The sequence below is a fragment of the Plantactinospora sp. CNZ320 genome (genome assembly GCF_002846275.1).
The window spans coordinates 7,588,262-7,613,513 of the sequence record NZ_PJMP01000001.1; the positions used below are offsets into that span (position 1 = coordinate 7,588,262).

Here is a 25,252-nt window from a genome sequence, read left to right on the forward strand (position 1 = left end):
GGTGAATCAAAATTTGCCTCAGATGCCGTCAATTGGGATGGGGCTGCTGGCAGAAATATTGGGGAATGGATCGGCCGCCTCGATGGTTGGGTTGATTGTTGAGATTATTGAATTGAAGCATTTGCAAACTGTCCATTGGCCAAATCCTCTACGGTATGGTGAGGTTGATGAGCTGGCTGAGCAGGTTTTTGCCCTTCAGGCCGCATGGTATAGGTTAGAGGATGCATGGAAGATCGCCCGTGAAACTTTCCACAAGATAGCCGCCGATCAGGCTAGGCTTTATGACGAGGGTAATTGGCGTAGTCCGGAAGAGCTTTCGGCGACGCGTTCCGGCATCGATCATGCCAACGGTGGGCCAGTGGCTCGTGCTGAGGTCGAGAAGGCCCTCCGAACGCTAGCGCAAGAATATAAACGGCTACCTATATTCGACAGGTGTGTAAGTTGTGGGCACGTACTGGTTGATCGGATGCAATGATCTTGAGATTGATTCTGTGACCGATCAGGCGCCCGTCGGCGGGTTGCCTCGATCTGCGCCGTTCGATGTGAATCATCGTGGGCTGTCCGGATGGCTGCGTTGCAGGTTGGACAGCTCGTCCAGATTGCAGCCGGCACCTGGGTTCAGATCACCGCAAACAAGCGCTGGACCGATACCGCCACCGTCTACACCCTGACCGTCGGCGACATCCACGCGTTCTATGTGATCGCCGGTGACACTGGACCTGCCGAAAATGTCATCCGAGCAGCTCAGGCGGCATGTTAGTACTCGTGGAGGATGCCGCCGAGGCGGTCACGTCGGTGGATGTTCAGGTGGATGAGACGGTCCGGGTCGCTGATCAGTTCGGGCAGTGGCGCGAGTGGCCGGACGTTGGCGATGCCCTGATGAGGGCGATGCTCGTTGTAGAAGACCTCGTATTCGCGGAGTGCGTGCAGCAGGTGCCGTTGGTGGAGAATCAGCGTCCGGTCGAGGAGTTCACGCCGGCAGGTCCGGACCCAGCGTTCCATGATCGCGTTCATCCTGGGTACCCGGACTCCGCTGAGGACCATGTCGATACCGGCGTCGGCGAGGACGGTGTCGAACAGGACTGGGTACTTGCCATCCCTGTCTCGGATCATGTATTTCACCTGGCAGCCGGCGTCTTCGAGGTCCATCACCAGGTTGCGTGCGGTCTGGGTGACCCAGCCTGCGGTGGGGTGCGCGGTGGCACCGAGGATCCGGATGCGGCGGGTGGCGTGCTCGATGACGGCCAGGACGTAGAGGCGGGTGCCGGTCAGTGTGGTCGTCTCGAGGAAGTCGGCGGCGATGATGGCGTGGGCCTGGGAGCGTAGGAACGTCGCCCAGGTGCTGCTGGTGCGCTGAGGTGCCGGATCGACGCCCGCCTCTTTCAGGATCTCCCAGACGGTGGAGGCGGCGACCTTGACGCCCAGGACGAGTAGTTCGCCGTGGATACGGCGGTATCCCCAGTTGTTGTTTTCCGAGGCCAGGCGCAGGACCAGCCGGCGGATCGACCGGATTGTTCGGGGCCGTCCGGCCTGGTGGGGCCGGGAACTCCTTGCATGCCGGTGGGCGATCAAATCGCGGTGCCAGCGCAGCACGGTCTCCGGGCGGACCAGCAGCCGCAGCTGGTTCAGTACGGTTCGCGGTAGCGGGTGCAGCAGAGCCGCCAGCCACGCCCGGTCCGCTGGGGTGAACCGGACCCGGTCGCCGTGCAGTTGCCGTTCGAGGACCATGATCTGGTGCCGTAACGCGAGGATCTCGGCGTCCTTGTCTCGGTCGCTCATCGGCAGCAGCCGCAGCAGGGCCAGAGTGTTGGTCACGCCGAGGTACGCCAGTCGGAGCAGCACACCCCATCGTCGCGCAGCGCTCGACGTCGGCCACTGTCGCGATTTAGCCGCTCGAATCCGCCGGGACCGACCACTCCAAGGCCGGCTGATCAAAAAGCCGTGACCAGGAGGGATGAGGTTTTCGGCATCCACAAGGCTACGGATCCGCTCGTCGGGTAGCCACACCGGTGGCAGGAAGTCCGCCGCCAGCAGCTGCGCCAGAATCCGGGCGTCGACCTTGTCGGTCTTGACCTTCGCCTCGGCGATCGCCCGGGTCTTCGACGGGTTCGACACCACCACCCTGCCGACAACAGGGGTCAACAGGGTCGCGATCGCGTCGCTGTTACCCGTCGCCTCCAACGCGACCTGGTCATCAGCCCGTAGGCCGGCGGCCCACTGCCGCAGCGCTTCCGACGTCACGCCGATGCGGCCCTCGTCACGCACGAGGCCGTCCTCGACGACCGCCAGCTGCGCGAACTCGCGGTGCACGTCCATGCCGATATAGCGGACCATCATCTGCTCCCTCCGCTGCTCGATCGGTGGGGAACCGCTGGGACGGAACGACACCTACGGATACGCGCTCGCAGCGCAGCCGGACCAGTCGCAGGGGCGGCCAACTACTAACACGGGCTCGCAGCCCATCGAGCAAGAACGGCCTGCCCATACGTGTTCCCCGAAGGCCCCTGTTCCGGACGGTCACACCGTATGCCCGACCGAGAGTGCCGGACCAGCGGAACACCACGCGGGCCTCCACCTGATTTCATACCGGGTACCAACATCATCGAGAGCCTGAACACACGGTTCCGCCAAGCCGCCCGCAGACGCGGGCACTTCCCGACCGAGCAGGCCGCGATGAAGGTCCTCTACCTCGTCGTCCAGCAGAAACGTAAGGGCGGCGGGAGCATCACCGGCCGGGTCTACGGTTGGGCCAAGGCCCTCAACGCCCTGATCCTCGCCTACGGCGACCGGATCACCATCTAACAGCATCGATCACACCACAGGCCCAAACACGGAAATCGACACACTCCCTGATCGGGGTCCACCCTCATCACGAAATTTGAGCCAGATCCAGATCCCAGATCCAGGCGCCGACGACAGGCTCATGTCGAACGTCCGTTTCGAGGGTGTTCGACATTTGCCAACCACCTTCTCCTTGGTCCTGGCATCCCGGACGCCGGAGGCCGGCTGTCAGGAGCGGTGGACTTGAGTGGCGTCAGGAAGCTTTCCGACGCAGCGCCACCCGTCGGATGGGAGCCCGCAGTGGGGTCGATTCAGACCGTGTCGAGGGCGTGGCTGGTGGCCCGCCCTGAAGCACGAACTCGACGCGCAGGCGACTCCGACCTGGGATTGCGGCCCGAGGTGGACGAGGTGTTCGCCGAGGTGCTGCCGGCGGCACGTCGTGACCATAACGGCGGTATCATCACCGGCACTGCCCGCCGCTGGCTCGCCTGGCTTCGCCGGTCACGCCCAGCCCAGGAAGAAGGGGCGGGCCCGGCGTTTGCGGTTGGGCCCGGGCCCGCCGACCGCAGACCGTACTACAGACACGGCGCTGAACTGGGCGCGGGCCGGCCACCACCAAGCGTGCCAGGTGACGAGGGCGGCACCGAGTTCGGTGGTAGTGGTCACGGCGGTGAGGGTAGAAGCGGCGGCGACGGTGGCAAGCCCGGAGACGGTCAACCTCTACCGGGCTCACTGATCAAGCCCCGTGGCAGAGCACCAAGGCCTCGCGCACCCAACCTGGCAGCGTGCGTGCCCCGTAGGATGAGCCGCCGGGATCGCCGATGGCCCCCTCCGGTGCGGCCTGACGGATCGCACCCTCAATCGGCAGAGCTGAGGACTTTTAATCCGCAGGGAGCGGTCTTTGCCCCCGCTATCGAACGTAAAGCCATTCGTCCGGATCTTCGCCCGCGAATCCAGAAAAGGGCCGCCGAATATCGGCAGGTCAGGATGGCTGTTACGCATGGTAGTCGCCCCGGCCAAGGTCACCTAGAGCCGAAATCCAGATTCTAGTACGGCAGCCGCCGTTCGGGATCATGGCTGAAGTTCGAGGTTGAGGCGGCGTGTGTAGTGCGATCGTCGGGCTCGGGCTTGATGTCGGCGGCGCCAGCCTGACCAGTGCAAACGGTGGGCGAGGTCGGTGATCGGGCGGATGATGCAGGCGTTGATCAGGCGGCGGATCTCGTTGACGGTCAGCTTGATCAGTCCGGTGTCGGTCGGGTCGTCGTCGGTCGCGTCGGCGGCGCAGATCGTCAGGACGGCGAGGGCGGCCAGGGCCAAGGTGGTGAACCGGTGCCAGGAGTCCCAGCGGCGGACCTGGTGCTGGTCCAGACCGACCTGGCTCTTGGCGGCTTGGAAGCTCTCCTCGATGCTCCAGCGGATCCCGGCGACCCGCACGAGTTGGGCGAGGGTGGCCGGTTGCGGGGTCCAGCAGCGGTAGAAGGCCAGCTCCCCGGTGGTGGTGTTGCGGCGGATCAGGAGGCTGTGCCGGCCGCCGCCGTCGTCGGGGTCGGCGTCGGTGCACACGTCGTCGAGCCAGGCCCAGTCGTAGAAGCGTGGCCCCTTGGATCCGGCGCCGGCTGAGCGGCGCTGCCACGCCGAAGCCGGCAGGTCAGCCGCGATCCGGTCGGCGCGGATGCGGGTCTTGCCGTCGTCGAGGGGAACCAGGTGGCTGCAGGACACCGCAAGGACGTAGCCGATCTGATGTTCGCGCAGGCCAGCGCGGAATGCGGTGCTGTTGCCGTAGGCCTCGTCCGCGGCCACCCACCCGGCCGACACCCCCGCATGCAGGGCCGCGGTGATCATGTCAGCGGCCAACTCCGGCTTGGTCGCGAACTCGATGTCGTCGGGCACACCGGCAGCTGCGCAGCGGTCCCGGTCGTCAGTCCACGACGCAGGCAGGTACACCCGCCGGTCGATCAACGTGTGCCCATCGGCGCCGGCGTAGCCCAGGAACACCCCGACCTGGCTGTTCTCGATCCGCCCCGCCGTGCCCGTGTACTGGCGCTGCACCCCGACCGTGTGAATGCCCTTCTTCAAGTCACCGGTCTCGTCGACGGCCAAGACCGCGTCCGGACCGCCGAACCGGCCGGCGATCAGCTGCCGCAGGTCGTCACGGACAGCATCGGCGTCCCACACCGCCCGGTACAACAGCCGCTGCATCGCATCCGGCCGGACGTGCCCGGCCCGCTCGGCCAACTGCCAACACGTCTTCACCTCGAGATCGGCCAGCAGGCCCGTCACGAACTCTCCCGCCGCACGACGCGGCTCCACCCGCCCGAACCGGCCCGCGAAGCACCCCAGCACCCCGGCCAGCACCCGCTCCCACCGACCAACCGCTACGCTGTGGCACGCGGCCACCGCCAGATCTGATGATGTGTCCACAACGCACAGACGATCACGCGGTGGCCGCCTCGCGTCCACCCCGGTTCACCAGCAAGATCTCAAACGGCGGCTGCCGTATTAGCGAGACAGACCCATATCCGGCTCTGTTTTCGCCGGCTCTGTCGCCGGTGGCCGGTCCTCGGCTGGCGGCGCTGTCACCGCGCGGTGGCGTGGCCTGGCTGGCCGCAGCTGAAGCCGAATTGAAGTCGACCGGTCCGAGGATGCGATGGACCGCCCGAGGAGGGGCGGCGCGGATTCAGGAGGACAGATGAGGATGCTCTGGAGAGCGGCGCTGGCCGTCGCGGCGACCGGCGCGCTGTTCGCCGGTGGGCTCGGGTCCGGCGGACCGGCCGTGGCCGCCGAGCGGACCGGCGTGGCCGGGCAGGAGGCCGTCGCGACGGCCGCCGACTGGGTGGGGCCGATCGACCAATGGACGACCTTCCCGTTCGAGGAGGGCTGGGAGATCTGCAACCGGACCGGGCAGATCGGGGTGGCGTTCGGGGCGTACAAGTTCTACGAGTGCCGGGACAACGGCTGGTGGACCACCTACCTGTACGTCCAGTACTACCCGTGACCTGCTGACGGCAGGTGCGGTGGTCTGCCGTTGTAGCCGGACCGAAGCCGATCTGTCCGACGATGCGGGGGACAGCCCGAAACCGGGCCGCGTTGCGATAGTGGGAACTCATGGGGGTATTTCGGAAGGCGCTGGTGACGGTCGCGGTGACGGGCGCGCTGTTCGCCCTACCCGTACGTCTATCGGTGAGCTACCGGTGACCGGCGCCGGGCGGCCGACGGATCGCCCGGCGCGCCGGTTACCGGTGCGGCAGCGCGTCGCCAGCCAGGCCAGCGCCGCCGGCACGTCGCCGACCGCCGCAGGCAGGGCGATCGGGTCGGCCGGTCCACCAGCACCACCGGCAGGCCCAGCTCCCGGGCAGCCACCAGGTTCGCCATCGTGTACGTCCCACCGCTGTCCTTGCTGGGCACACACCGGATCGACGTGCTGGCCAGCATGACCCGTTCGGCGCTGTTGCGTTGGCGGATCGGTGGACATGCCGAGTCCGCCAGCCGGGCACTGGTCAGATCGCTTGGGCCAGTTCGGTGAACGCGACCGTCACCCCGCAGACCGGGCAGGACGTCGGTGGCGATTTCGTAGTGTCCGCGTCGTAGGTTCTGCACGAAGGCATGGCCGGTAATGATCGTCTGGGCGGTGCGGTTGGAACGTAGCCCGCGCATGGGTCTGAGCCGGTGCTTGAGCTGGCTGTGATTGGCCTCGATCGGGTTGTTGGCGTGTCGTTCGACGTGGTGCCACGCCGATGGGACCAAGTCCTCCAACACCCTGGTGTAGACCGGGGCGGCGTCGGTGACGACTTCGCTGGGCGTGGCCTTCAGCGTAATCAGCGCCCGGTGGAGGAACCGCCGGGTTGCGGCGGCGTCCCGACGCGCCGAGACGAGCGCGTCGATGACCTGCCCGTGCTGGTCGACGGCCCGGTACACGTACCGCCAGACACCGTTGACCTTGACGTAGGTCTCGTCTACGAATCAGCGGTCACCCGGCGAGTGACGAACGAACCGGGCGGCGTCGGCCAGTAGCGGGGTGAACCGCTGCACCCACCGGTAGACCGTGACGTGATCCACCTCGACACCCCCGCTCGACCAGCAACTCCTCCACATCCCGGTGGGAGAGATCGAACCGGACCGCCAGCACAATCACCTCAGGCGGGAACCGGAACGCCGCGAACGCCGACGGCAGTGGGGACCAGGACCGGACACGAGACGACGACCTCACCGGCCAAGCAGACCACGCCAGGCAAGCCGAGGTCGATCATGCTTTGCTCAACGCAACAGACCCGGTGATACCACCCCGGGCGGGGGATGGTCGAAACGCGAAAGTTCCTCTAATCTCCGGCCATGAAGGCATTGGTCAGGGTCGCTGTGGCTGGCATTTTCCTGCTCCTTGGTCTGGCGTCGGCGGCCCCGGCCGCCGCGCACGACGAACGGCAGCCGGTCTATCCGGACGGCACCGGAAGCGTGCCGGCGTACCGCACCGACGGCCCGCGGCTGCTGGTCTGCAAGACCGACGCGGCGGACTTCACCGCCCGGGTCGCCGGCTTCCCGGCCGAGCTGCGCACCAGCAACCAGGCGCTGTACGACGAATGCCAGCGCTCCGGCTACCGGCACCTTCAGGACGCGGTGGACGCGGCCCGGCTGCCCGGCACCCGGATCCTGATGCTGCCGGGGGTCTACCGGGAGGAGCCGAGCCTCGCCCCGCCCACCGGCGCCTGCGCTGAACTGGACGCACCCTGGTCCGGCAACCGGCTCTACCAGGTTATGTCCTACGAACAACAGGTGGCCTGCCCGCACGTGCAGAACCTGGTGGCGGTCATCGGCAAGCGGGACCTGCAGATCGAGGGGACCGGCGCCGGTCCGCTGGACGTGGTGGTGGACGCGCAGTACCAGAAGCTCAACGCCATCCGGGCCGACCGCGCCAACGGCTTCTACCTGCGCAACCTGACGGCCCAGCGGACCACCTTCAACGCCGTCTACATCCTGGAGACCGACGGTTTCGTCATCGACCGGGCGATCGGCCGGTGGAACGACGAGTACGGGTTCCTCACCTTCGCCGACGACCACGGCCTTTACACCGGCTGCGAGGCGTACGGCAACGGCGACTCCGGTGTCTACCCGGGAGCGGCCTCGAACATCAACGCGGATCGTGGTCACCAGGTCGACCGGTACGCCATCGAAATCACGGGCTGCAAATCGCACCACAACCTGCTCGGCTATTCGGGGACCGCCGGGGACTCGGTGTGGGCGCACGACAACGAGTTCACGAACAACGCCGCCGGGGTGGCTACCGACTCGGCGTTTCCCGACCACCCCGGCATGCCGCAGAACCACGCGAAGTTCGAGCGCAACGTCATCGGCGACAACAACGAGGACTACTACCGGTACGTCCGGGACGGCACCTGCGCCAAGCCGTACGCCGAGCGGGGTTACGAGGACGGCGTGGTGTGCCCGGCGGTCGGCCTGCCACCCGGCACCGGAGTGATCAACCCGGGTGGCAACTACAACATCTGGCGGGACAACTGGGTGTACGGCCACGCGTACGCCGGCTTCGTCACCTCGTGGGTGCCCGGCTTCGTCCGGGGCGACACCGGATTCGCGGCCCAGTTCGACACCTCGCACCACAACCGGTACCTCGGCAACCGGCTCGGCGTCCGCCGCGATGGCACGCGGGCACCGAACGGGATGGACTTCTGGTGGGACGGCCAGGGCCGGGGGTCCTGCTGGCAACGCCCGGCGGCCGGCGCCGAGCCGCGGGTGCTGCCGGCTTGCGGCGCCGACGAGATGCCCGCCGGACTCGGCGTCAACCGCGCGGTCGCCGAGCCCGGCAAGACCCTCAAGCTGTACGTCTGTGCCGACTACTCGCTGTCGGAGCGCCGGATCCCGGCGGGCTGTGACTGGTTCGGGGCGCGTGGGCTGGACCGGATCGAGGTGCGGGCGGCCACCGGCGAGGCGGTGCTGCTGGGCGTGCTAATCCTGGTCCTGTGGGCCCGGCTGGGTCGACGCGATCCACTCTGGACCGCGTCCAGTGCGGTAGCGCTCGCCGGTCTGGTGGTGGGCGTCTTCGGCACTGCGTACGAGGGCACCTGGCTGACCTCCCTGGGCCTGGCGCTGCTGGGCGTCGGCTGGCTGGGGGTGGGCTGGTCCCTGCGCCGCACCGGCCGGCGCGGGCTGGGCTGGCTCACCCTGGCGCTCGGCGTGTTCGCTTTGCTCGGCGCCGTCGACCGGGGACTGGTGATGCTGCCAGGCACCCCGGTCGGGCCGGTGTGGCCGCGCATCCTGCTGGAACTGGTCTGGGTGCCGTGGGTCGCCGTCCGGTCGGCACGATCGGTCAGCTCGACGCGGCGCGCACCAGCCGGAGTTGACCGATCTCCGCGGCATTCCTCATGAGTTCGGAGTTCACCCATGCGACCAGTGGGCGACCGTGAGTCCGGAGTCCTTCGGCCAGGGGAAGGAAGTCACGGGGTCTGTTGCGTTGAGCAAAGCATGATCGACCTCGGCTTGCCTGGCGTGGTCTGCTTGGCCGGTGAGGTCGTCGTCTCGTGTCCGGTCCTGGTCCCCACTGCCGTCGGCGTTCGCGGCGTTCCGGTTCCCGCCTGAGGTGATTGTGCTGGCGGTCCGGTTCGATCTCTCCCACCGGGATGTGGAGGAGTTGCTGGTCGAGCGGGGGTGTCGAGGTGGATCACGTCACGGTCTACCGGTGGGTGCAGCGGTTCACCCCGCTACTGGCCGACGCCGCCCGGTTCGTTCGTCACTCGCCGGGTGACCGCTGATTCGTAGACGAGACCTACGTCAAGGTCAACGGTGTCTGGCGGTACGTGTACCGGGCCGTCGACCAGCACGGGCAGGTCATCGACGCGCTCGTCTCGGCGCGTCGGGACGCCGCCGCAACCCGGCGGTTCCTCCACCGGGCGCTGATTACGCTGAAGGCCACGCCCAGCGAAGTCGTCACCGACGCCGCCCCGGTCTACACCAGGGTGTTGGAGGACTTGGTCCCATCGGCGTGGCACCACGTCGAACGACACGCCAACAACCCGATCGAGGCCAATCACAGCCAGCTCAAGCACCGGCTCAGACCCATGCGCGGGCTACGTTCCAACCGCACCGCCCAGACGATCATTACCGGCCATGCCTTCGTGCAGAACCTACGACGCGGACACTACGAAATCGCCACCGACGTCCTGCCCGGTCTGCGGGGTGACGGTCGCGTTCACCGAACTGGCCCAAGCGATCTGACCAGTGCCCGGCTGGCGGACTCGGCATGTCCACCGATCCGCCAAGGCAACAGCGCCCTTGATCTTTAACCTGTGGGTGGCGGCATCGACATCGGCCGATCATAGGGACAGTCCTTGATCGATTATTCCTCTTGTCTAGGAAGAAGATCAAGGATCAAGGGCTGTCTGGTGGCAGTGTGCATGATGCCGGGCCGACCGGGGCGGGTAGCATCCGCGTGGTTCGTCGATGGAAGAAAGCCGATGGGAAGGAAACAGGTCAGTGCGTACTCTGCGGACAGCGGCTCCGGTTGTCGTCCTCGTTGCCGCGATGAGTCTTTCGGTCACGGGTTGCGGTGTCGGTGCGGGACCCACCGACAGTTCGGCGCCGCGCGGGGAAACATCCGCGCCGACACAGCTCAGCCCGGTGGAGAAGCTGGCGGACGCGGCGGCAAAGACGAACCGGGGGTCATGACCGTCGTCCTACAGCATTCTGGTCTGACGGCCGACCACAGAATGGACCCGGCCAACAAGAAGGCCACTATGAGCATCGCCATTCCGGATCCGGCGGGCGACACCCTCCGGGCCGAACTGGTCCAGATCGGCGCCGACCTGCGGTCAGGTCGAGTTGGGTGCGCAGGTAGCCGAACTCGACGCGGCCGGACCCGGTCGCCGGCCCAGGAGGCCACCGCGAGCTCATCGCCAGCGTCTGGTATCCCGCCGGCCGGGACGCCTGGCGACATCCGGTGGCACCGTGGCTGCCCGCCGCGCCGTTGGCCGCGCTGCTCGCGGCCAACGGATTCGACGCCGATGTCGTGGCGGCGCCTCTCACCGCCGGCCACGAGGGTGCTCCGGTGCTCCAGGCAGTCGGCCGGCGACCCGTCGTCGTCTTCTCCCACGGCGCGGGCGGCCACCGTTCCGAGACCACCATCGTCGTGCAGGAACTCGCTAGCCACGGCTACGTGGTCGTCACGGTTGACCACCCGTACGACTCGTTCGGCGAGTCTCCCGACGGCAGCCTCACCGTCCCTGACGACGACGTGTCGGTCACACCATGGGACCACAACAACGACATTCGATTCGTCCTCGACTGCGTCGAGGAGCTCGCCGCCGGGCGTAACCCCGACGCCCGATGCCGCCTGCTGCCGGCCGGCCTGGGCGCCGCTCTCGACCCACGCCGGATAGGCATGTTCGGCTTCTCGAAGGGCGCGACCGCCACCGCCCTCGTCATGAACACCGACCCGCGCGTGCGGGCCGGGCTCAGCCTCGACGGTCCGATGCTGTCGCAACCACCCGTCGCCGATCTCGACCGGCCGTTCATGCTGATGACCGCGGTCTTCACCCCCGGCGGCGAAGAGTCCGGCGTTGCCGAGTTCTGGCCGCTGCTGCACGGGTGGCGGCGCCAGGTGCACGTCGACGGAACGACCCACGGGGCGTACTGCGACTCGCAATGGCTGATCCCGCAGCTGGCGTCGATCGTCGGGATGAGCGACGACGACCTCGCCGACTGGATCGGCACCCTCGACCCGGCCCGGGCGGTACGCATCCAGCAGGCCTACCCGCTCGCCTTCTTCGAACTGCACCTACGCCACCGGCGGCAGCGCATGCTCAGCGGCCCGCACCCGGCCTTTCCGGAGGTTCGATTCGTCCTCTGACACTCTGTCCCGGGTCCAGCCCGATCACCACCGCCGCAACGGGTCTCGGCGTCCCCTGGTGCGGGCCACCGATCCCGCCCGGCCCTGACCACGTGACGGTGTCGTCGAACGGTCCACTGTCCGAGGTCCCCCACGAAGCCTTCCAGATCGATTGCGCGGCAGTCTCGCACCGGTCACGGACAGGACTTCACCGAGTACGAGGCAGTTATGGCGCCCCGGACAGATCAATCAGCATGCCCTGACCACGAAGGGGCGCAGCGGCAGGTCAACGGATGCCGGCGGCGTGGAGCTGTCGGGTGGCGTCGGGGTCGATGCTGAGCCGCTTGGCCGAACCGGGAATCGCCGCTGACCCAGTGGTGAACGAGTTAGCCAGCGCCGCGATGAGCAGCACCGGCATGAACAGCGTTCTGACCAGCATGGCCCAGCATGCCTTGGCGCCGACTCGACCGCCGTCCCTGGCCCGCACGAGTTGCGTGCCGGCCAGGAGCGCGCCGAGTGCTCGGCCGTTGCCGTAGAAGAGGCCGTACACCAGCGGCACCACGAGGAGCGATGAGAGTGCCACCCCGGCGACGGCGTCGTCGGAGATGCCCATCGGCTCGTGTACCAGGGCCAGCGCGACGAACCCCACCCCGAAACCGAACAGGTACACGATGAAGTCGATGAGCCAGGCCAGAGCCGTCGCTCCCGAACCCGCTCTGACGTACAGGGCGCCGTTGTCGAACATGGCGATCCGCCTGGCCTTACGTTCCCCGAGCACGTGCTCCGCGTGCTGCTGGGCGATCTCGAGTCGGGTCGACGCTCCGCCCAGTGCGCGGACTGTCACAGAACACTCTCCTGTCGGGTCGTCGGCATGGTGCGAGACCAGGCTATGCCGCCTCTGTCAGAGCCTTGCCGCCCGAGTAACCGTGCACGGAGCTGCCGAGTAACGGTGGCAAGGACCTGGAGGAGTCGGCTCGGGTGCGAGGGTGGCTTACCAACGGCTGGTCGGTAGGGTTGCGGTGGCGCCGGAGATCAGCCTGTGTGCGGCCTGGCATCCGGTGCTGTTGGCGTTGGCCGCGTCCTCGTCGACGCCGATGATCGGGGCGGACACCCGGGCCGCCGTTCGCGGTTGAGTCGTTGGCGGGCTGTAGACGTAGCAACCGAGCTGTCCGTACCGGCGGCTTTCGGCGGCCAGCCGTGCGAAGTCCGGTTCGAGGCCGCCAAGTATCCGGCGATTCGCGACCGGGATCAGGAGTCGTGGTTTCCCGGGGGATGCCACGGTCGGCTCGTCCGCTGGGTGGAGGTCGGCGACGTCGAGCCCCAACGCGGCGAGGAACGGCCGGACCATCTGTGGATCGGCGCGGTGGCACTCGACGTGGCCCTGCTCGAACCATGCCTCGACGGTACGATCTCGCGGGTCCCGTACGCCCGATGCGGCGAAGGTCCGGCTCCCGGCCCGCAGCACTCCGTGCCAGGTGTGTTGCCCGCTTTCCGCGGTGAGCACCGCGATCACGGCGACGGTGCCGTGTCCGCACCCGGGCAGTTCTCGCCGGTCGAGGTGAAGAATCGGACCAGATGGCCCTCGTCCGGTCGGGTAGGCCGGCTGACAACCGAGACGTGCGAGGTGCCACCAGCCGAGGGATCCGCGCGACGGTGTGTACGCGGTCACAGTTGTCACGCCACGGGTACGCCCATCCGTCGTTGTCCTCGACCGACGAACCAGTAGGAGGCGTGAGTGTCCGAGCGACTTGACATCAGCGTGGCGGCGCCGGAGGGCTACCGGGCGGTGGCCGCTGTCGAGCGGTACGTCCGCGGCCGGGTGGATTCCACGATTCTGGGCCTGGTGAAGCTGCGGGCGTCGATACTGAACCAGTGTGCGTTCTGTGTCGACATGCACAGCCGGGAGATGCTCGCCTCGGGCGAGACGCCTCGGCGGGCGTTCGCCGTCGCCGCATGGCGGGACTCGCCGTTCTTCACCGAGCGGGAGCGGGCGGCGTTGGCATTGACAGACGCGGCCACCCAGCTCACGGCTCAGGGCGTCCCGGATGACGTCTGGGACGGTGCCGCGAAGGTCTTCGCGGAAGGCGAACTCGCCGACCTCGTCCTCGCGATAGCGACGATCAACACCTGGAACCGCATCGCGATCCCGACCCGGAAACACCTGCCGACCGACTGACGATGACCGATCAGCTCGACGCGCACCGAAGTCTCCTGTACGCACTGGCGTACCGCATCCTGGGCAGTGCGCACGATGCGGAGGATGTCCTCCAGGAGGCCTTCATCAGGTGGAGCGCGGTTGATCCGGACACCGTGGATGACCCGCGCAGATTCCTGATGCGGATCGTCTCGCATCTGGCTGTGGACGCGTTGCGCAGGCGGAAGTCGCACCGAGAGGTGTACGTCGGGCCATGGCTCCCCGAGCCCATCCCGACGTCGGCCGGGCCGAGTTCGCCGCTGGGCCCGATGGACGCGGTGGAGCAGCGGGAGTCGGTCTCCCTCGCCACCCTGCACCTGCTCGAGCGGCTGACCGCCGCGCAACGCGGGGTCTTCGTCCTCCGCACCGCGTTCGGCCTCGGCTTTCACGAGATTGCCGAGACCCTCGGCCGTTCGCCCGAGGACTGCCGCCAGCTTCATCGAAGGGCGCTCGCCCGGCTGCGGCTCGACGGAAAGCGTCGACCGGTCACACCGGCGGAGCACCAGCGACTCCTGGTCGCACTGCTCAAGGCCGTTCGTGACGGGGAGCTGGCCGAACTGGGGCGGGTGTTGGCGGAGGATGTCACGATCTGGTCGGACGGCGGGGGCAAGGCCAAGGCGGCGCGGCGGCCGATTCTCGGCGCCGATCGCGCATCGCGCTTCCTCTGCGGCGCCTTCGGGCCGCGGCTGGACCGGCTGGAGATCGAGTTCGTCGAGGTGAACTTCCAACCGGCCGCGATCCTCCGCAAGAAGGGCTTGGCACTGCTCGTGGCGGTGGCCGGGCGGGACCGTGTCAGCGACGTGTACCTGCTGTCCAACCCGGACAAGCTCCGGCTTGTCGGGTGAGCCGGGCGGGCCCCGGGGAAGGTCGACAGCACCAGCGGCCGGCTACTCGCCCGCGCGGAGTACCTCACTCAGCCGGTCGCGTCGCCGCAGCGCCGACTCGACCGGTACGACCGTGGCGGCCGCCGCCAGCAGCACCACGCTCACCAGGCCGAGTATCCACCAGGGCAGGACCGCCACCGGGTCGGCGGTCTGGCCGGTGAGCAGCCGCAGGTCGAGCGGGCCGAGCGTCAGGCGGGCGAGCAGCGCCCCGAGTAACGGGCCTGACACCGCGGCCACCACGACCGGCGGCAGCAGCTCTCCGGCGGCGACCCAGCGGGCGTCGCGTGGCCGCAGCCCGAGGGTCCGGAGTCGGGTCAGGGTCTGCCACCGCTCCGACGCGCCCGCGGCGGCGGCGAGCATGAGGCCGAGCAGCCCCAGAGCCACCAGCACCACGGCGGCCGTCCACGCCAGTCGTAGTAGCCCGGCGGTGAGCGGGGCCGATCGCTGCGCTTGCAAAACGTCCGGGCGCAGCAGGACATCGGCGGCGACGTCGCTGCTCGACACGGCCCGCGCCGCTCCGGGGCCGGTCACCCAGATGGTGTTCGGAACGGCGGTCAGCCCGGCCTCGGCGAGGGCAGCGGCATCCACGATGACGATGTCGCTGGCGCCGCCGACGGCGGGAGCGCTACCGACGGCAGCGAGACGAATCGCCGGGGCGCCGTCCTGGGGCAGCTGTAGTCGCGTACCGGTCCGCAGGTCGCCGCCGTTCGATCGGACCAGCGCTGGGATCTCCCCGTGGCCAGGACCGGATGCAGTGAGCCGGGCCAGCGCGGGCGCGTCGGGCAGCGGGGTGGCGGCCAGCAGGCGCCCGAACGCGGCGGCGTCCACGATGACCAGGCGTGGCGCGAGGACCGTCGAGTCGGTGAAGACGCGCGCCGAGTCGGTCACCTGGGCGACGACGACCTGCGCCACCCCGGGAGCGGCGGCGATGCGCTCGGCGAGGGCGGGCGTGGAGGCCACGGCGTCGGCGCCGACGTCGAGGCGGGCGTCGGCACCGACTGTGCTCCACGCGCCGTCGGTCAGCCCTCGGGCGACTGTGCTGCCGAGGATGAGCGCGAACGACGCCAGCGCCGTGGCACTGACCAGTACCAGCAGCGGCAGCGCGCGTCCGGCCGTCTCGGCGGCCCGGGCGGCGCCGAAGACGGCCAGCGGACGGCGCGAACGCAGGGCCTGCCGGAGCGCCAGCCGCGTCGCAAGGGGGAGCAGGCGCAGCAGGACGAGCGCGCCGACGAGTACGCCCAGAGCCGGGGCGCTCATGGGCAGGGCCAGATCGCCGGTCAGCTCTTCGGTGTCGCCGTCGAGGGTGGCGGGCATGAGCCCACGCTGGTGCAGTGCGACGAAGGCGGCGACCGCCGCGACCAGGACAGCCGCCTCCAGGGCGGTACGGCGTAGCTGGCCGGTGCCCCGGATCCAGCGCCGTGCCGCCCGGTTGGCGGGCTTGCGTCGCTCGTGGCTGGCTCGGGCGGCGGCGAGGGTGCCGAACGCCGGTCCGGCGACGGCACCGGCCACCACCACCGGAACGGCCCAGGCCCAGGAGATGCCCGTGGTGACCGCGCGGGCGAGCGCAAGCCCGACGGCGGTGGCCGACAGGGTCACCACGGCGGACTCGATCAGCAGTTCCGCACCGAGGTCCGGTAGCGCCGCCCCGCGACGCCGGGCGCCGCCCAGCGCCTGGGTACGGCGGCGGACCAGCAGGTCGGCGGCGAGCAGCAGGACCAGTACCGTGGCGGTCAGAACCCCGACGAGTAGCACGGCGGCCTGTGCCGAAGCGGCGCTGATCTGCGTCCGGGCGTCCCGCAGGACCGTGTCGAGCTGCGATTCCCACCTCAGGGACTGCTCGAAGTCGTTCGACGAGCCGGAGGTGGCCTTGAGCTTGACCACGGTGGCGCCAAGCGTCGCGGCGGCGGTCCAGGTGAGCGCGTCGGGTTCGGGTGCGAAGTGGACGGTGCGCGGCAGTTGGTCCTCGTCGACGGCGAGCCGGGCATCCGGCAACGACTCGCGTGACAGCAGTCCGGCGAACCGGGTGGTGCCCACGCCGTCGGCGCCGGGCACGGGGCGCAGTAGTGCCGGGGCGAGTCGCCAGGCGGGGTCGGCGCTGTCCGCAGGCCGGTAGATCCCGCTGATCCGTACGTCCTTGACGCGCTGCTGGCCGTCCTTGAGTGGGATCCGATCGCCGGGCCCGAGGTCGAGCGCGGCGGCGGCCGCCTCGGAGAGGCCGACCTGCACCGGCCAGGGCGGCGCGTTGTCGGGAACCTCGGCGGCCCGGTCCAGGTCGGCGACGGCGGGGCCGGGGGCGCTGCCGGCGATCCAGGTCACGTCCGGGCTGCCGGTGTCACCCGCCAGATACGTGAACCGAAAGGTACGCAGCACACTACCGTCGGTGATGTTGAGGATCGGGCCGTTGACGACCGCGACGGGCGGGCGCAGTACGGCGTCCAGGTCGGCACCGAGCGTGCCTGCGGCCCGGCCGCGGAAGCTGTCGAGGTCCTCGGCGAGGTGGGGTGTCCGGACCCGTCCGCCGATCGGGGCGTCGTCGCGTTCCCAGTTGGCGTGTACGAGGATGTCCGAATCGTCGCCGGCGCGGCGGACCGTGTCCCGCACGGCGTCGTCGGCGGCGGCGCGCAGCAGCGCCGGCACCGCCCCGGCGAGCAGCGCGACGGTCGCGATGACGGTGGCGATGAGCAGCAGCGGTCCGGCGTCGGCACGGGCCCGGCCGCGGACGCTGGGCCAGTGCGGCGCCAGCCACCGACGGATAAGCGATGGCCGTGCCAGCCATCGAGGGGTCAGCCGTCGACGGGTCGACCATGAACGTGGCAGCCGTCGACGAATCGGCCGTCGGATCACGGTGCCACCCCCGGGTGCGCGGCGTCGGTCCGGCGGACCTGGATGGTGACCACGACGGCGACCGCGAGCGTGCACCCGACCAACAGCGCGGCGAGCAGTGCGGCCTCGGCCGGCCACGGCCAGTGCGGCTGGACGGTCGGCACGGGCACGGCGCCGGTGTCGGAGCGGATGAGCGGAGGTACGACGATGCGGGTGGCGAGCGCGCCGACGGCCGCGCCCGCCGCGAGCAGTGGCAGCAGGACGCCGGCGTGTTGGCCGAGCAGCACGGTCCGGATGCTCCGCCGGGACATCCCCAGGCCGCGTAGCCGCGCCACCTCGACGGCGCGGACCTGTAGGTCGCAGGTCACGTGCAGGACGAGGCCGGCCAGCAGCAGCAGCGCCGCGGCCGGAACGATCAGCCGGAGTGCGGCCGGCAGCCCGGCGCGCAGCGGGCTGCCGGTGAGGCGGGCGGACTCTGCCTCGCGCGTCGTGACGCTGCCCAGGTGCAGGGCGGTGGCTCGCTCGGCGGCACCGGCCCCGGCCGGGTGGCCGACCCACCAGGCGTCGACCGGGAACGTCAGATCGCCGGTGACGGCAAGCGCGCGGGACAGCGTGTCCAGGTCGGCCAGGAGGGCGACGGCGCCGGGGGCGGACGGTACGGTCGTCACGACCTCGGTGACGACGATCGGGACCGGCGTGGTGCCGACCGTGATGCTGAGCTGTCTGCCGATGTCGGCACCGACCTCGCTGGCGAAGCGGGCCGAGACGGCGACGGGCACCGGGCCGGGATCCGGGAACGCGGTGGCGACGAGGTTCCGGGCGGCGTCCGGGGCGCCGCCGAGGTCGACGTCGGCAGCCATCCGCAGTTCGGTCCCGGTCGGCGTGCCGGACAGCACGACGGTCGGGTCGGTCAGCTTTCCCGGGACCGGTGGCGCAGATGTGGCGGTCCAGTCCGATCCGGCAACCGGGCCGGCGGGTGGCACGGTCAGGGTGACGGCTACGGCGACGCGGTCGCCGACCGGGCCGGACCCGCTGGCCAACTCGATCGGGTCGGCCTCGACCGGCAGGGATACCGCGACGAGGCGCAGTCCCTCAGCCGTCGCGCACGCGGGCAGCCGGTGTTCCCGGCCGTCGAGCGGCACGGGGGTACCGGTGCAGGGCGTGCGCAGGCCGCTGGCGTCCTCCAGCAGCAGCCGGGGTGTGACGGTGAGCGTGATGTCGCTGGTCGCGGTGCCGCTCAGCACGAGCGGGGCACCAGCCGGGATGCTGAGGCCGGTGACGCGGGCAGGTGGGGCGAGCGGGGCTGCCACGTCCGTCCATTTGCGATCGTTGTCGAGCCGCCTGCGCAGCAGCGCGTCCGCGCGGGCGGTGTCGACGGCGACCAGGCGTGGCACCTCGCCGGCGGTGCCGAGCCACTGCCCGACGGCGGTGCCGCGGTCGGCGGCCGGGCTCACCGTCCCCGCGGTGGCCGCACTCACCAACGCGCCCTGCCCGGCGACCGGCGCCGTGGTGAGGGTGAGGGCCAGGTCGGTTCCGACGGAAAGGTCGGCCTGATCGTGCTGCGACCGGTGCCACGTGGCGTCGAACGCGACACCGAAGGTCGCGGTCGCGCAGGCCAGCCCGACGAGCAGCCCGGCGGCGACCGCCTGGGGCCGGCGGGCGGCCTCGGCGGCCGCCAGCGGAAGCACCAGCCCGCGAGCCCGGTACGCCAGCCGGTCGGCGCCGCGCAGGGCGGGCAGTACCACCCGGAGCAGCAGGGTGGCGGAGGCGGTGAGGAGCAGCGCCGGCGCGAGTACCCGGACCGCGTCGACGCGCGGGCCGGCGGCGGTGGTGGGCTGCGCGTACAACTGCCACCACCCGGCGGCGGCGAATGCGGCGAGCAGCAGGTCGGCGCCGGATCGGGCCAGCAGTTCGCGCCGGTTGCGCCGGTCGCCGGCCGTCGGGTCGGGCCGGATCGCCAGGACGACGAGTACGACGGCGAGCAGCATCGCGCCGCCGACGACTGCGAGCACCTGGGCGCCGGTGACGGCCGGCCGGACGGTCAGGCCGGCACTGTCCAGGGGCGGCAGATGGGTCAGACCGGCGTGCACGGCCGACGAGGCAGGTATCGCGACCGCGGTGGCCAGGGCGGCGACGACCCCGGCCTCGAGTGTCGCCGTGCTGGCCAGTTGACCGCGGCTGGTGCCCAGGGCGGACCGTAGTGCCGTCTCGTTGGCGCGCATGTCCGCGGTCAGCCGGCCGGCGAGGGTGAGCGCCGTCGCGGCCAGTACGCCGCCGAGGACGGCGACGGCGAGCACGACCGCGGCGGTGACGTGCCGTTGGTGGTCGGCGGCCCGCAGGGTCAGCGGCAGGTCGGAGGAGACGCGTCCGAGCTGGACGCGGTCACCGAGGGTGCCCGCCAGCCGGCGATCGGCGCCGCGGACCGCCTCGGCCACGGTCTCCAGGGTGTGGCGGTTGGGGTGGGACAGGTCCGGATGGGCGGTGACCTCCAGCCGGTCGAGAGTGGCACCGGTGGTGACCAGGTCGGCGAGGTCGACCAGGAACGGTCCGTACGCGTTGACGGGTTGTCCGAACCGGCCGTCCCGGTAGTCGGTGGCAGCGCCGGCTGCGGCCAGCGGATCGCGGTCCCAGCCGCGCCCCGGCAGCGGGCGTACGACGCCGACGATCGTCACGTCAAGGGCCGGCACGGGCGCGTGGGCCAGCTCCGCGCCGAGGCGTACCCGGTGACCGGGGGTGAGGCCGAGTAGCTGGGCGGTGGACTCCAGCAGCACGGCGTCGCCACGGTCCTGCGGCCAGTGCCCCGTGATCAGCTGCGCTCGGGTGGGCAGGTCGTCCAGCCCCGACAGGTACGCCTGGGCCGGGACGGTGGTGCCCGGGGCGAGCCCCGGCGGCAGCGCCCGCAGCACGGTCGACGCCCGCGCGGTGGTCGTCACCGGGAACGGTGCGAGCGCGGAGGTCAGCAGGGCGCGGGTGTCGGCGGGGACGGATGCCGCGTCCGGGCCCTCGATGGTACGGCCGTAGGCGGTCACGTCGACGGCATCCGGAGCGGCGCGGGACATGGCCACCTCCAGCGCCCGCTCGGCGGTGCGGGTACCCAGCAGTGTGCAGGTGCCCAGCAGGGTCGCGCCGATCGTGACGACCCCGAGGAGTGCTGCCAGCAACGGCCACTGCGCGCGGGCGCGGCGGCTGACCAGCCTCAGCATCGTCGTGTCACCTGGCGTCCGGCACGGGCACCTGCGACTGGTCGGCCGCCTCTTCGTCGATCTGTCCATCGTGGATGCGGATCACCCGGTCGGCCAACGCCATCATCACCGCGTCGTGCGTCGACACCAGGACGGTGACGCCTTCGGACTCCACCACCCCACGCAACAGGGCCATCACCGACAGGCCGGTCTCGGCGTCCAGTTGCCCGGTGGGCTCGTCGGCGAGCAGCAGTCTGGGCGAGGTGGCCAGCGCGCGGGCGATCGCCACCCGCTGCTGTTGACCGCCGGACAGCTCGGCCGGTCGCTGCCGGGCGTGGTCGGCCAGGCCCACCAGATCCAGCAGCAGTTCGACCCGCCGCTCGCGTTCGGCCGGTTCGGTACGGGCCAGCCGCAGCGGGGCGGCGACGTTCTCCGCGGCCGACAGCACCGGGATGAGCCCGAAGCTCTGGAAGACGTACGACACCGTTTCGCGCCGCAGCCGGGACAGGCCGTTCTCGTCGAGCGCGGTGACGTCGGTGCCGTCGACGTGCACGGTGCCGCCGTCCGGCCGATCCAGGCCGCCGATGACGTTGAGCAGGGTTGTCTTGCCCGAGCCGGACCGGCCGACGAGCGCCACCATGCTCCCGGCGGCCACGTCGAACGACACGCCGCGCAGGGCGTGCACGGTGACCGGCCCGGTGTCGAAGCGCCGCTGCACGCCGCGCACGCGCAGCAGCGGCTCGCTGCTCATTCGCCGCTTCCCGCGTCGGGGCGGATCGTGATGTGGTCGGGCTCCAGGGCCAGCCGGACCCGTCGGGTCAGCGCCAGCGCCTGACGGAAGTCGCGGGGCACCTGGACCCGCCCGGCCCGGTCCATCACGGCGTACTCCTCGGCGATCGTGTGCGTGTCGCCCTCCGCGTCGGTGGTGGTACGACGCAGCACCTCACTGCTGGTACGCCCGTCCCGGATCGCCACGGTCCGTTCGACCTGGCCGCTGACCTCCGGGTCGTGGGTCACCACGACAACTGTGACGCCGTACCGTCGGTTGACGTCCCGCAGCACGCCGAAGACCTCTGCGGAGGTGGCGGCGTCCAGTTCGCCGGTCGGCTCGTCGGCGAGCAGGACCCGCGGCTGGTTGGCCAGCGCCACCGCGATCGCGACCCGCATCTGCTGTCCTCCGGAGAGTTGTGCGGGACGCCGATCGGTGCAGTCGGCGACACCGAGGCTCTCCAGCAACTCGGCCGTGCGCTCCCGGCGCTGCTTCTTCGGGGTACGGGCCGCCGTCATCGGCAGGCCGACCATCTCCTGTGCGGTGAGGTACGGAATCAGGTTGTTCGCCGTCTGCTGCCGTACGAACCCGACGGTGCGCCGCCGGTAGTTCACGCGATCCGCGCGGGACATCGCCAGCAGGTCCCACCGGTCGACCCGGACCCGCCCGGCGGTGGGGGCGTCGATGCCAGCCAGGATGGAGAGCAGCGTCGACTTGCCCGAGCCGGAGGCGCCGACGACGGCGACGAACTCACCGCTCTCCACGGCCAGGTCCAGCCCCTGGAGTGCCTGTACCTCGATCGAGCCGGTCTGGTAGATCCGCACCAGGTTTTCACAGACGATGAGCGCGTCCCGACCGAACTCGGGTGCCCGGGCGGACGGCTCCGACCTGGACAGTGGCGTACGGGACGACACGGACAGCGGTGTGCTGGACAATTCCTTCTCCGTCCCGGGCCGACTGCCGGTGCTGACGAGACATTGAAGCAGTCTCGCAACCGGTGACTCCGTTGACCATGCCCTGGGGCGGGGCTTTCCCGCACCCCTGGATGCAGGGCTGGGAGCGGTCAGGTGGTCCCGCCGGCTCGTTACCGGATCATCGGTGACCGGTAATCTCGTCCGCTGCTTCGGCGGGGATGGCAGCCAGAGGCTTGAAGAAGTGGTGTTTCGCGGTCCCGTCCGGCATGCCTGGCGTGCAGCCGACCTCCTGGTAGCCGTACCGTCGATAGAAACCCGGTGCCTGGAAGGACATGGTCGCCACGACGACCCGGTCGCAGCCACGCCGCCGGATCTCACTCTCGGCGGCGGTCAGCAGCCGCCCGCCCAGGCCCCGACCGCGTTGCTCGGACCTGAGCCACAGCGAGGTGATCCCGCCGCAACCGCCCCAGGTCCATCCGGTGACACCGCCGAGCAGAGTCCCGTCCTCGCCTGTGGCCCGGATGGAAAGCTGGGTTTCGTCGTTCGAGGCGATGGCGGCGTGGTTGATGGCGTCCAGTTCGTCGGAGAGGAACTTCTCCAACTCGGGGTCGCCCTGGCCGAACAGCAAGATGGTCATGCCCCGCATCCTGCCGATCAGCCCGGGCCGGAGCATCTTCATTTGCGGCGGAGACGTGCCGCGAAATCTGCCGGCAACCGGACAATACCCGCGGTGACCAGCGGGCCTACGGCTGGACTTCCGCACCTGCCGATCCCTTCGCGATGCGGAAGCCGCAGCCGACGGGCAGCCTGATGAATCGCACACCGGGCGGCTACGCTGCGGGCCATGTCGACAGGCGAGGACCGGGTGTTCGATGCGGTGGTCCGCCGGGTCGCCGCCGGCGGGTACATCGACGAGGTGCCAGCCAGCCGGTTGCCGCCGCTCCGACCCGCGCCACCTGCCGCGGTCGCGGAGGCCGAGGAACTGGCCGGCCGGCCACTGCCATCGCTGCTGCGCCGGCTCTACCTGGAGGTCGGCAACGGCGGCTTCGGCCCCGGTTACGGTCTCCTCGGCCTCAGGGGCGGGCACCGGAGCGGCGGTCTGGACGCGCTGACCGGGCTCAAGGGCGGTGTCCTGATTCTGTGCGACTGGGGTTGCGGCATCAGCAGTGAGCTCAACCTCGCCGACGGCCAGATCTGGGGCTGTGACCCGAACCCGGCCCCGGACGGCGTGTCCTGCGCGTTCCCGCAGCACATGACGATCGTCGACTGGTTCTCCAGGTGGGTCGAGGGCACGCTGTACCAGCCGTGGTTGGTCCAGGACCCGGCGACGGGTGAGTGGCGCGGCGCAACCGACACCGAGTACGCGGAGATGATCGAGGAGGCGTTCGGCCCCACCGGCCCGGAGGACTGACCGGCGGAGGCCGAGGGCCACAGCGTGCCGCATCCCCAGCGTCGAACCTGCCGCATCGTGGTGGCCAGATCGCCGACGCCCGTCAGCTCAGCGGTTCGAGCGCGAACCTGCCCCAGGCGACGAAGCCGAGCAGGCCGATGAAGATCAGGTCACCGACCAGGTAACCCCACTCGCTGCGGCGGAACCTGGTCGTTCCGGCCCCGGCCATCACCAGCATCAGGCCGGTCGCGGCCAACGGCACGAGCACGACCGCCACGTCGAGCACTGCGGGCAGGATCAAACCCAGGGAGCCGATGATCTTGATGGTGCCGATCGCCTTGATGTGCCCGCGTCCGAAGTCGTCCACCCAGTGCTGGTTGGCACCCAACGAACGGTACTTTTCCCTCGTCATCATCACCTGACTCAGTCCACCGACGAAGAACCCGGTCGCGAGAATGGCGGTCACTATCCATAGGGCGGTGTGCACGAGAGCTCCTCACATCCGTTACCTCGCTGCCGCGAGGCGCGTCGTAGATGTGACGGGATCCAGCCACGAGAGGTAACAACTATGACGCCGGACACGCACCTGGCGGCTACGTTCGACGACGAGCGGGCACGCTTGGTGGCCCTGGCCCATCGGATGCTCGGATCGCGGGCGGATGCCGAGGACGCGGTCCAGGAGGTGTGGCTGCGTCTGGCTCGTCACGATCCGGCGTCGATCGACAATCTGCCTGGCTGGTTGACGACAGTGGTGGCCCGGGTCTGCCTCGACCTGCTGCGCGCACGCAGGCACCGACCGCCCATCGCGCAAGAGGCGGACCTTCCCGAGTTCACGGTCAGCGAGGACGTCGAGTCGCCCGCCGACGCGGCAGTGGCCAACGACGCGGTGGCACTCGCCCTGCTCGTGGTGCTCGAGGCTCTGAACCCTGACGAACGGCTGGCGTTCGTGCTCCACGACATCTTCGCCGTACCGTTCAAGGACATTGCCGAGATTCTCGGTGCCTCCCCCGGGGCAGCCAAGATGATGGCGAGCCGCGCCCGCCGCAAGGTGCGCGGCGCCGACCGTCCCAGCGACAGCCGCCAACGCCAGCGCCAGGTGGTCGACGCGTTCCTGGCCGCCGCCCGGAACGGTGACTTCGAGGCACTGCTACGAGTACTCGACCCGCAGATCACGTGGCGTTCGTACACCTCGACCGGAGTGGTGGTGAAACTCGGTGCCACCGAGGTCATCGCCGCTGCCGAACGCGGGGCCCGGGCGTCGGTGGTGGCGCGCCGCGTCCTGGTCAACGGGGAACCGGGTGTGATGGCCTGGAGCCGCACCGGAGCGCCACTCAGCGTGATGGCGTGCAGCGTGCGCGACGGGCGGATCGTCGAGGTCGTGGCTCTGGTCGATCCCCGCCGGCTGGCCTCCATGCAGACGCCGCCCTACCGACCAGCCGGGACGGACGACTAGAGAAGGGGCGCTCAGCGCCCGATGCCTGGTTT

General features: G+C 69.9%; 22 protein-coding genes and 3 pseudogenes. 12 read left to right on the plus strand and 13 right to left on the minus strand.

Annotated features, from left to right (window positions below; all coding sequences use genetic code 11):
- Position 1: 1 nt before the first annotated feature.
- Together CLT71_RS36765 and CLT71_RS34005 are read left to right on the plus strand one after the other, a co-directional pair.
- Positions 2-475 carry a hypothetical protein gene (locus tag CLT71_RS36765; protein WP_143743729.1) on the plus strand — a complete coding sequence of 158 codons (474 nt, stop codon included), beginning with the start codon at positions 2-4 and terminating at the stop codon, positions 473-475.
- Positions 476-565: 90 nt separating this feature from the next.
- On the plus strand, positions 566-760 hold the full coding sequence (locus tag CLT71_RS34005) for a hypothetical protein (RefSeq protein ID WP_101370707.1): 195 nt from the start codon (positions 566-568) through the stop codon (positions 758-760).
- Here the strand turns inward: CLT71_RS34005 and CLT71_RS34010 are convergent.
- A complete protein-coding gene (locus CLT71_RS34010) occupies positions 757-2,334 on the minus strand; it encodes an IS110 family transposase (RefSeq protein WP_486483600.1) in 1,578 nt (525 codons plus the stop codon). The genes CLT71_RS34005 and CLT71_RS34010 overlap by 4 nt on opposite strands.
- Positions 2,335-2,526: 192 nt before the next feature.
- On the opposite strand from CLT71_RS34010, the pseudogene CLT71_RS38425 reads away from it, so the two are divergent.
- Together CLT71_RS38425 and CLT71_RS38430 are read left to right on the plus strand one after the other, a co-directional pair.
- A pseudogene (locus CLT71_RS38425) lies at positions 2,527-2,649 on the plus strand (hypothetical protein); the annotation flags it as partial.
- Between the two features lie 24 nt (positions 2,650-2,673).
- A complete protein-coding gene (locus CLT71_RS38430; RefSeq protein WP_486483764.1) occupies positions 2,674-2,802 on the plus strand; it encodes a hypothetical protein in 129 nt (42 codons plus the stop codon).
- A gap of 480 nt (positions 2,803-3,282) precedes the next feature.
- Here CLT71_RS38430 and CLT71_RS37245 read toward each other — a convergent pair whose 3' ends face one another.
- Together CLT71_RS37245 and CLT71_RS34020 are read right to left on the minus strand one after the other, a co-directional pair.
- Positions 3,283-3,447: a hypothetical protein gene (locus CLT71_RS37245; RefSeq protein ID WP_158242362.1), complete on the minus strand. Its 165-nt coding sequence runs from the start codon at positions 3,445-3,447 to the stop codon at positions 3,283-3,285.
- A gap of 405 nt (positions 3,448-3,852) precedes the next feature.
- Positions 3,853-5,121 carry an IS701 family transposase gene (locus tag CLT71_RS34020; RefSeq protein ID WP_101372019.1) on the minus strand — a complete coding sequence of 423 codons (1,269 nt, stop codon included), beginning with the start codon at positions 5,119-5,121 and terminating at the stop codon, positions 3,853-3,855.
- A gap of 349 nt (positions 5,122-5,470) precedes the next feature.
- Here CLT71_RS34020 and CLT71_RS34025 point away from each other — a divergent pair, with 349 nt between their 5' ends.
- Positions 5,471-5,776 (plus strand): hypothetical protein, encoded by a 306-nt coding sequence (locus tag CLT71_RS34025; protein ID WP_101370710.1) that lies wholly within the window; start codon positions 5,471-5,473, stop codon positions 5,774-5,776.
- Positions 5,777-5,955: 179 nt separating this feature from the next.
- Here CLT71_RS34025 and CLT71_RS34030 read toward each other — a convergent pair whose 3' ends face one another.
- Positions 5,956-6,213, minus strand: coding sequence for a precorrin-6A/cobalt-precorrin-6A reductase (locus CLT71_RS34030; RefSeq protein WP_101370711.1), 258 nt, complete (start codon positions 6,211-6,213; stop codon positions 5,956-5,958).
- A 65-nt stretch (positions 6,214-6,278) separates the two neighbouring features.
- A pseudogene (locus CLT71_RS34035) lies at positions 6,279-6,952 on the minus strand (IS6 family transposase).
- 158 nt (positions 6,953-7,110) lie between these two features.
- On the opposite strand from CLT71_RS34035, the gene CLT71_RS34040 reads away from it, so the two are divergent.
- The 3 genes and pseudogenes from CLT71_RS34040 (at position 7,111) to CLT71_RS34055 (ending at position 11,632) form a co-directional block, all read left to right on the plus strand.
- Positions 7,111-9,156: a right-handed parallel beta-helix repeat-containing protein gene (locus CLT71_RS34040; protein WP_101370712.1), complete on the plus strand. Its 2,046-nt coding sequence runs from the start codon at positions 7,111-7,113 to the stop codon at positions 9,154-9,156.
- A 172-nt stretch (positions 9,157-9,328) separates the two neighbouring features.
- Positions 9,329-10,002, plus strand: a pseudogene (locus CLT71_RS34050) (IS6 family transposase).
- Between the two features lie 673 nt (positions 10,003-10,675).
- Positions 10,676-11,632: an alpha/beta hydrolase gene (locus CLT71_RS34055; protein ID WP_101370713.1), complete on the plus strand. Its 957-nt coding sequence runs from the start codon at positions 10,676-10,678 to the stop codon at positions 11,630-11,632.
- Between the two features lie 265 nt (positions 11,633-11,897).
- Here the strand turns inward: CLT71_RS34055 and CLT71_RS34060 are convergent, their stop codons facing one another.
- Together CLT71_RS34060 and CLT71_RS37250 are read right to left on the minus strand one after the other, a co-directional pair.
- Positions 11,898-12,455 (minus strand): RDD family protein, encoded by a 558-nt coding sequence (locus tag CLT71_RS34060; RefSeq protein ID WP_486483601.1) that lies wholly within the window; start codon positions 12,453-12,455, stop codon positions 11,898-11,900.
- 147 nt (positions 12,456-12,602) lie between these two features.
- Positions 12,603-13,289 carry a PhzF family phenazine biosynthesis protein gene (locus tag CLT71_RS37250; protein WP_486483602.1) on the minus strand — a complete coding sequence of 229 codons (687 nt, stop codon included), beginning with the start codon at positions 13,287-13,289 and terminating at the stop codon, positions 12,603-12,605.
- Positions 13,290-13,346: 57 nt separating this feature from the next.
- Between CLT71_RS37250 and CLT71_RS34070 the strand changes: the two genes are divergently transcribed.
- Positions 13,347-13,787 (plus strand): carboxymuconolactone decarboxylase family protein, encoded by a 441-nt coding sequence (locus tag CLT71_RS34070; protein WP_101370714.1) that lies wholly within the window; start codon positions 13,347-13,349, stop codon positions 13,785-13,787.
- Between the two features lie 2 nt (positions 13,788-13,789).
- Positions 13,790-14,650, plus strand: coding sequence for a sigma-70 family RNA polymerase sigma factor (locus CLT71_RS34075; RefSeq protein ID WP_101370715.1), 861 nt, complete (start codon positions 13,790-13,792; stop codon positions 14,648-14,650).
- A 42-nt stretch (positions 14,651-14,692) separates the two neighbouring features.
- Here the strand turns inward: CLT71_RS34075 and CLT71_RS34080 are convergent, their stop codons facing one another.
- From CLT71_RS34080 to CLT71_RS34100, 5 genes are all read right to left on the minus strand, one after another.
- Positions 14,693-17,533 carry an FtsX-like permease family protein gene (locus CLT71_RS34080; RefSeq protein WP_486483603.1) on the minus strand — a complete coding sequence of 947 codons (2,841 nt, stop codon included), beginning with the start codon at positions 17,531-17,533 and terminating at the stop codon, positions 14,693-14,695.
- Entirely contained in the window at positions 17,530-20,715 is a 3,186-nt protein-coding gene (locus CLT71_RS34085) for an FtsX-like permease family protein (RefSeq protein WP_101370716.1), read from the minus strand. Before CLT71_RS34085 ends, CLT71_RS34080 begins: the two co-directional genes overlap by 4 nt.
- Positions 20,716-20,722: 7 nt before the next feature.
- Positions 20,723-21,445 (minus strand): ABC transporter ATP-binding protein, encoded by a 723-nt coding sequence (locus CLT71_RS34090; protein WP_101370717.1) that lies wholly within the window; start codon positions 21,443-21,445, stop codon positions 20,723-20,725.
- Positions 21,442-22,398, minus strand: coding sequence for an ABC transporter ATP-binding protein (locus CLT71_RS34095; RefSeq protein WP_486483604.1), 957 nt, complete (start codon positions 22,396-22,398; stop codon positions 21,442-21,444). The genes CLT71_RS34090 and CLT71_RS34095 overlap by 4 nt, the downstream gene beginning before the upstream one ends.
- A 157-nt stretch (positions 22,399-22,555) precedes the next feature.
- Positions 22,556-23,014 (minus strand): GNAT family N-acetyltransferase, encoded by a 459-nt coding sequence (locus tag CLT71_RS34100; RefSeq protein WP_199187809.1) that lies wholly within the window; start codon positions 23,012-23,014, stop codon positions 22,556-22,558.
- Between the two features lie 207 nt (positions 23,015-23,221).
- Here CLT71_RS34100 and CLT71_RS34105 point away from each other — a divergent pair, with 207 nt between their 5' ends.
- On the plus strand, positions 23,222-23,788 hold the full coding sequence (locus CLT71_RS34105) for a hypothetical protein (RefSeq protein WP_101370718.1): 567 nt from the start codon (positions 23,222-23,224) through the stop codon (positions 23,786-23,788).
- An 82-nt stretch (positions 23,789-23,870) separates the two neighbouring features.
- Here the strand turns inward: CLT71_RS34105 and CLT71_RS34110 are convergent, their stop codons facing one another.
- Positions 23,871-24,254 (minus strand): DoxX family protein, encoded by a 384-nt coding sequence (locus CLT71_RS34110; RefSeq protein WP_101370719.1) that lies wholly within the window; start codon positions 24,252-24,254, stop codon positions 23,871-23,873.
- An 81-nt stretch (positions 24,255-24,335) separates the two neighbouring features.
- Between CLT71_RS34110 and CLT71_RS34115 the strand changes: the two genes are divergently transcribed.
- Positions 24,336-25,220 carry a sigma-70 family RNA polymerase sigma factor gene (locus CLT71_RS34115; RefSeq protein ID WP_101370720.1) on the plus strand — a complete coding sequence of 295 codons (885 nt, stop codon included), beginning with the start codon at positions 24,336-24,338 and terminating at the stop codon, positions 25,218-25,220.
- The last annotated feature ends 32 nt before the right edge of the window (positions 25,221-25,252 follow it).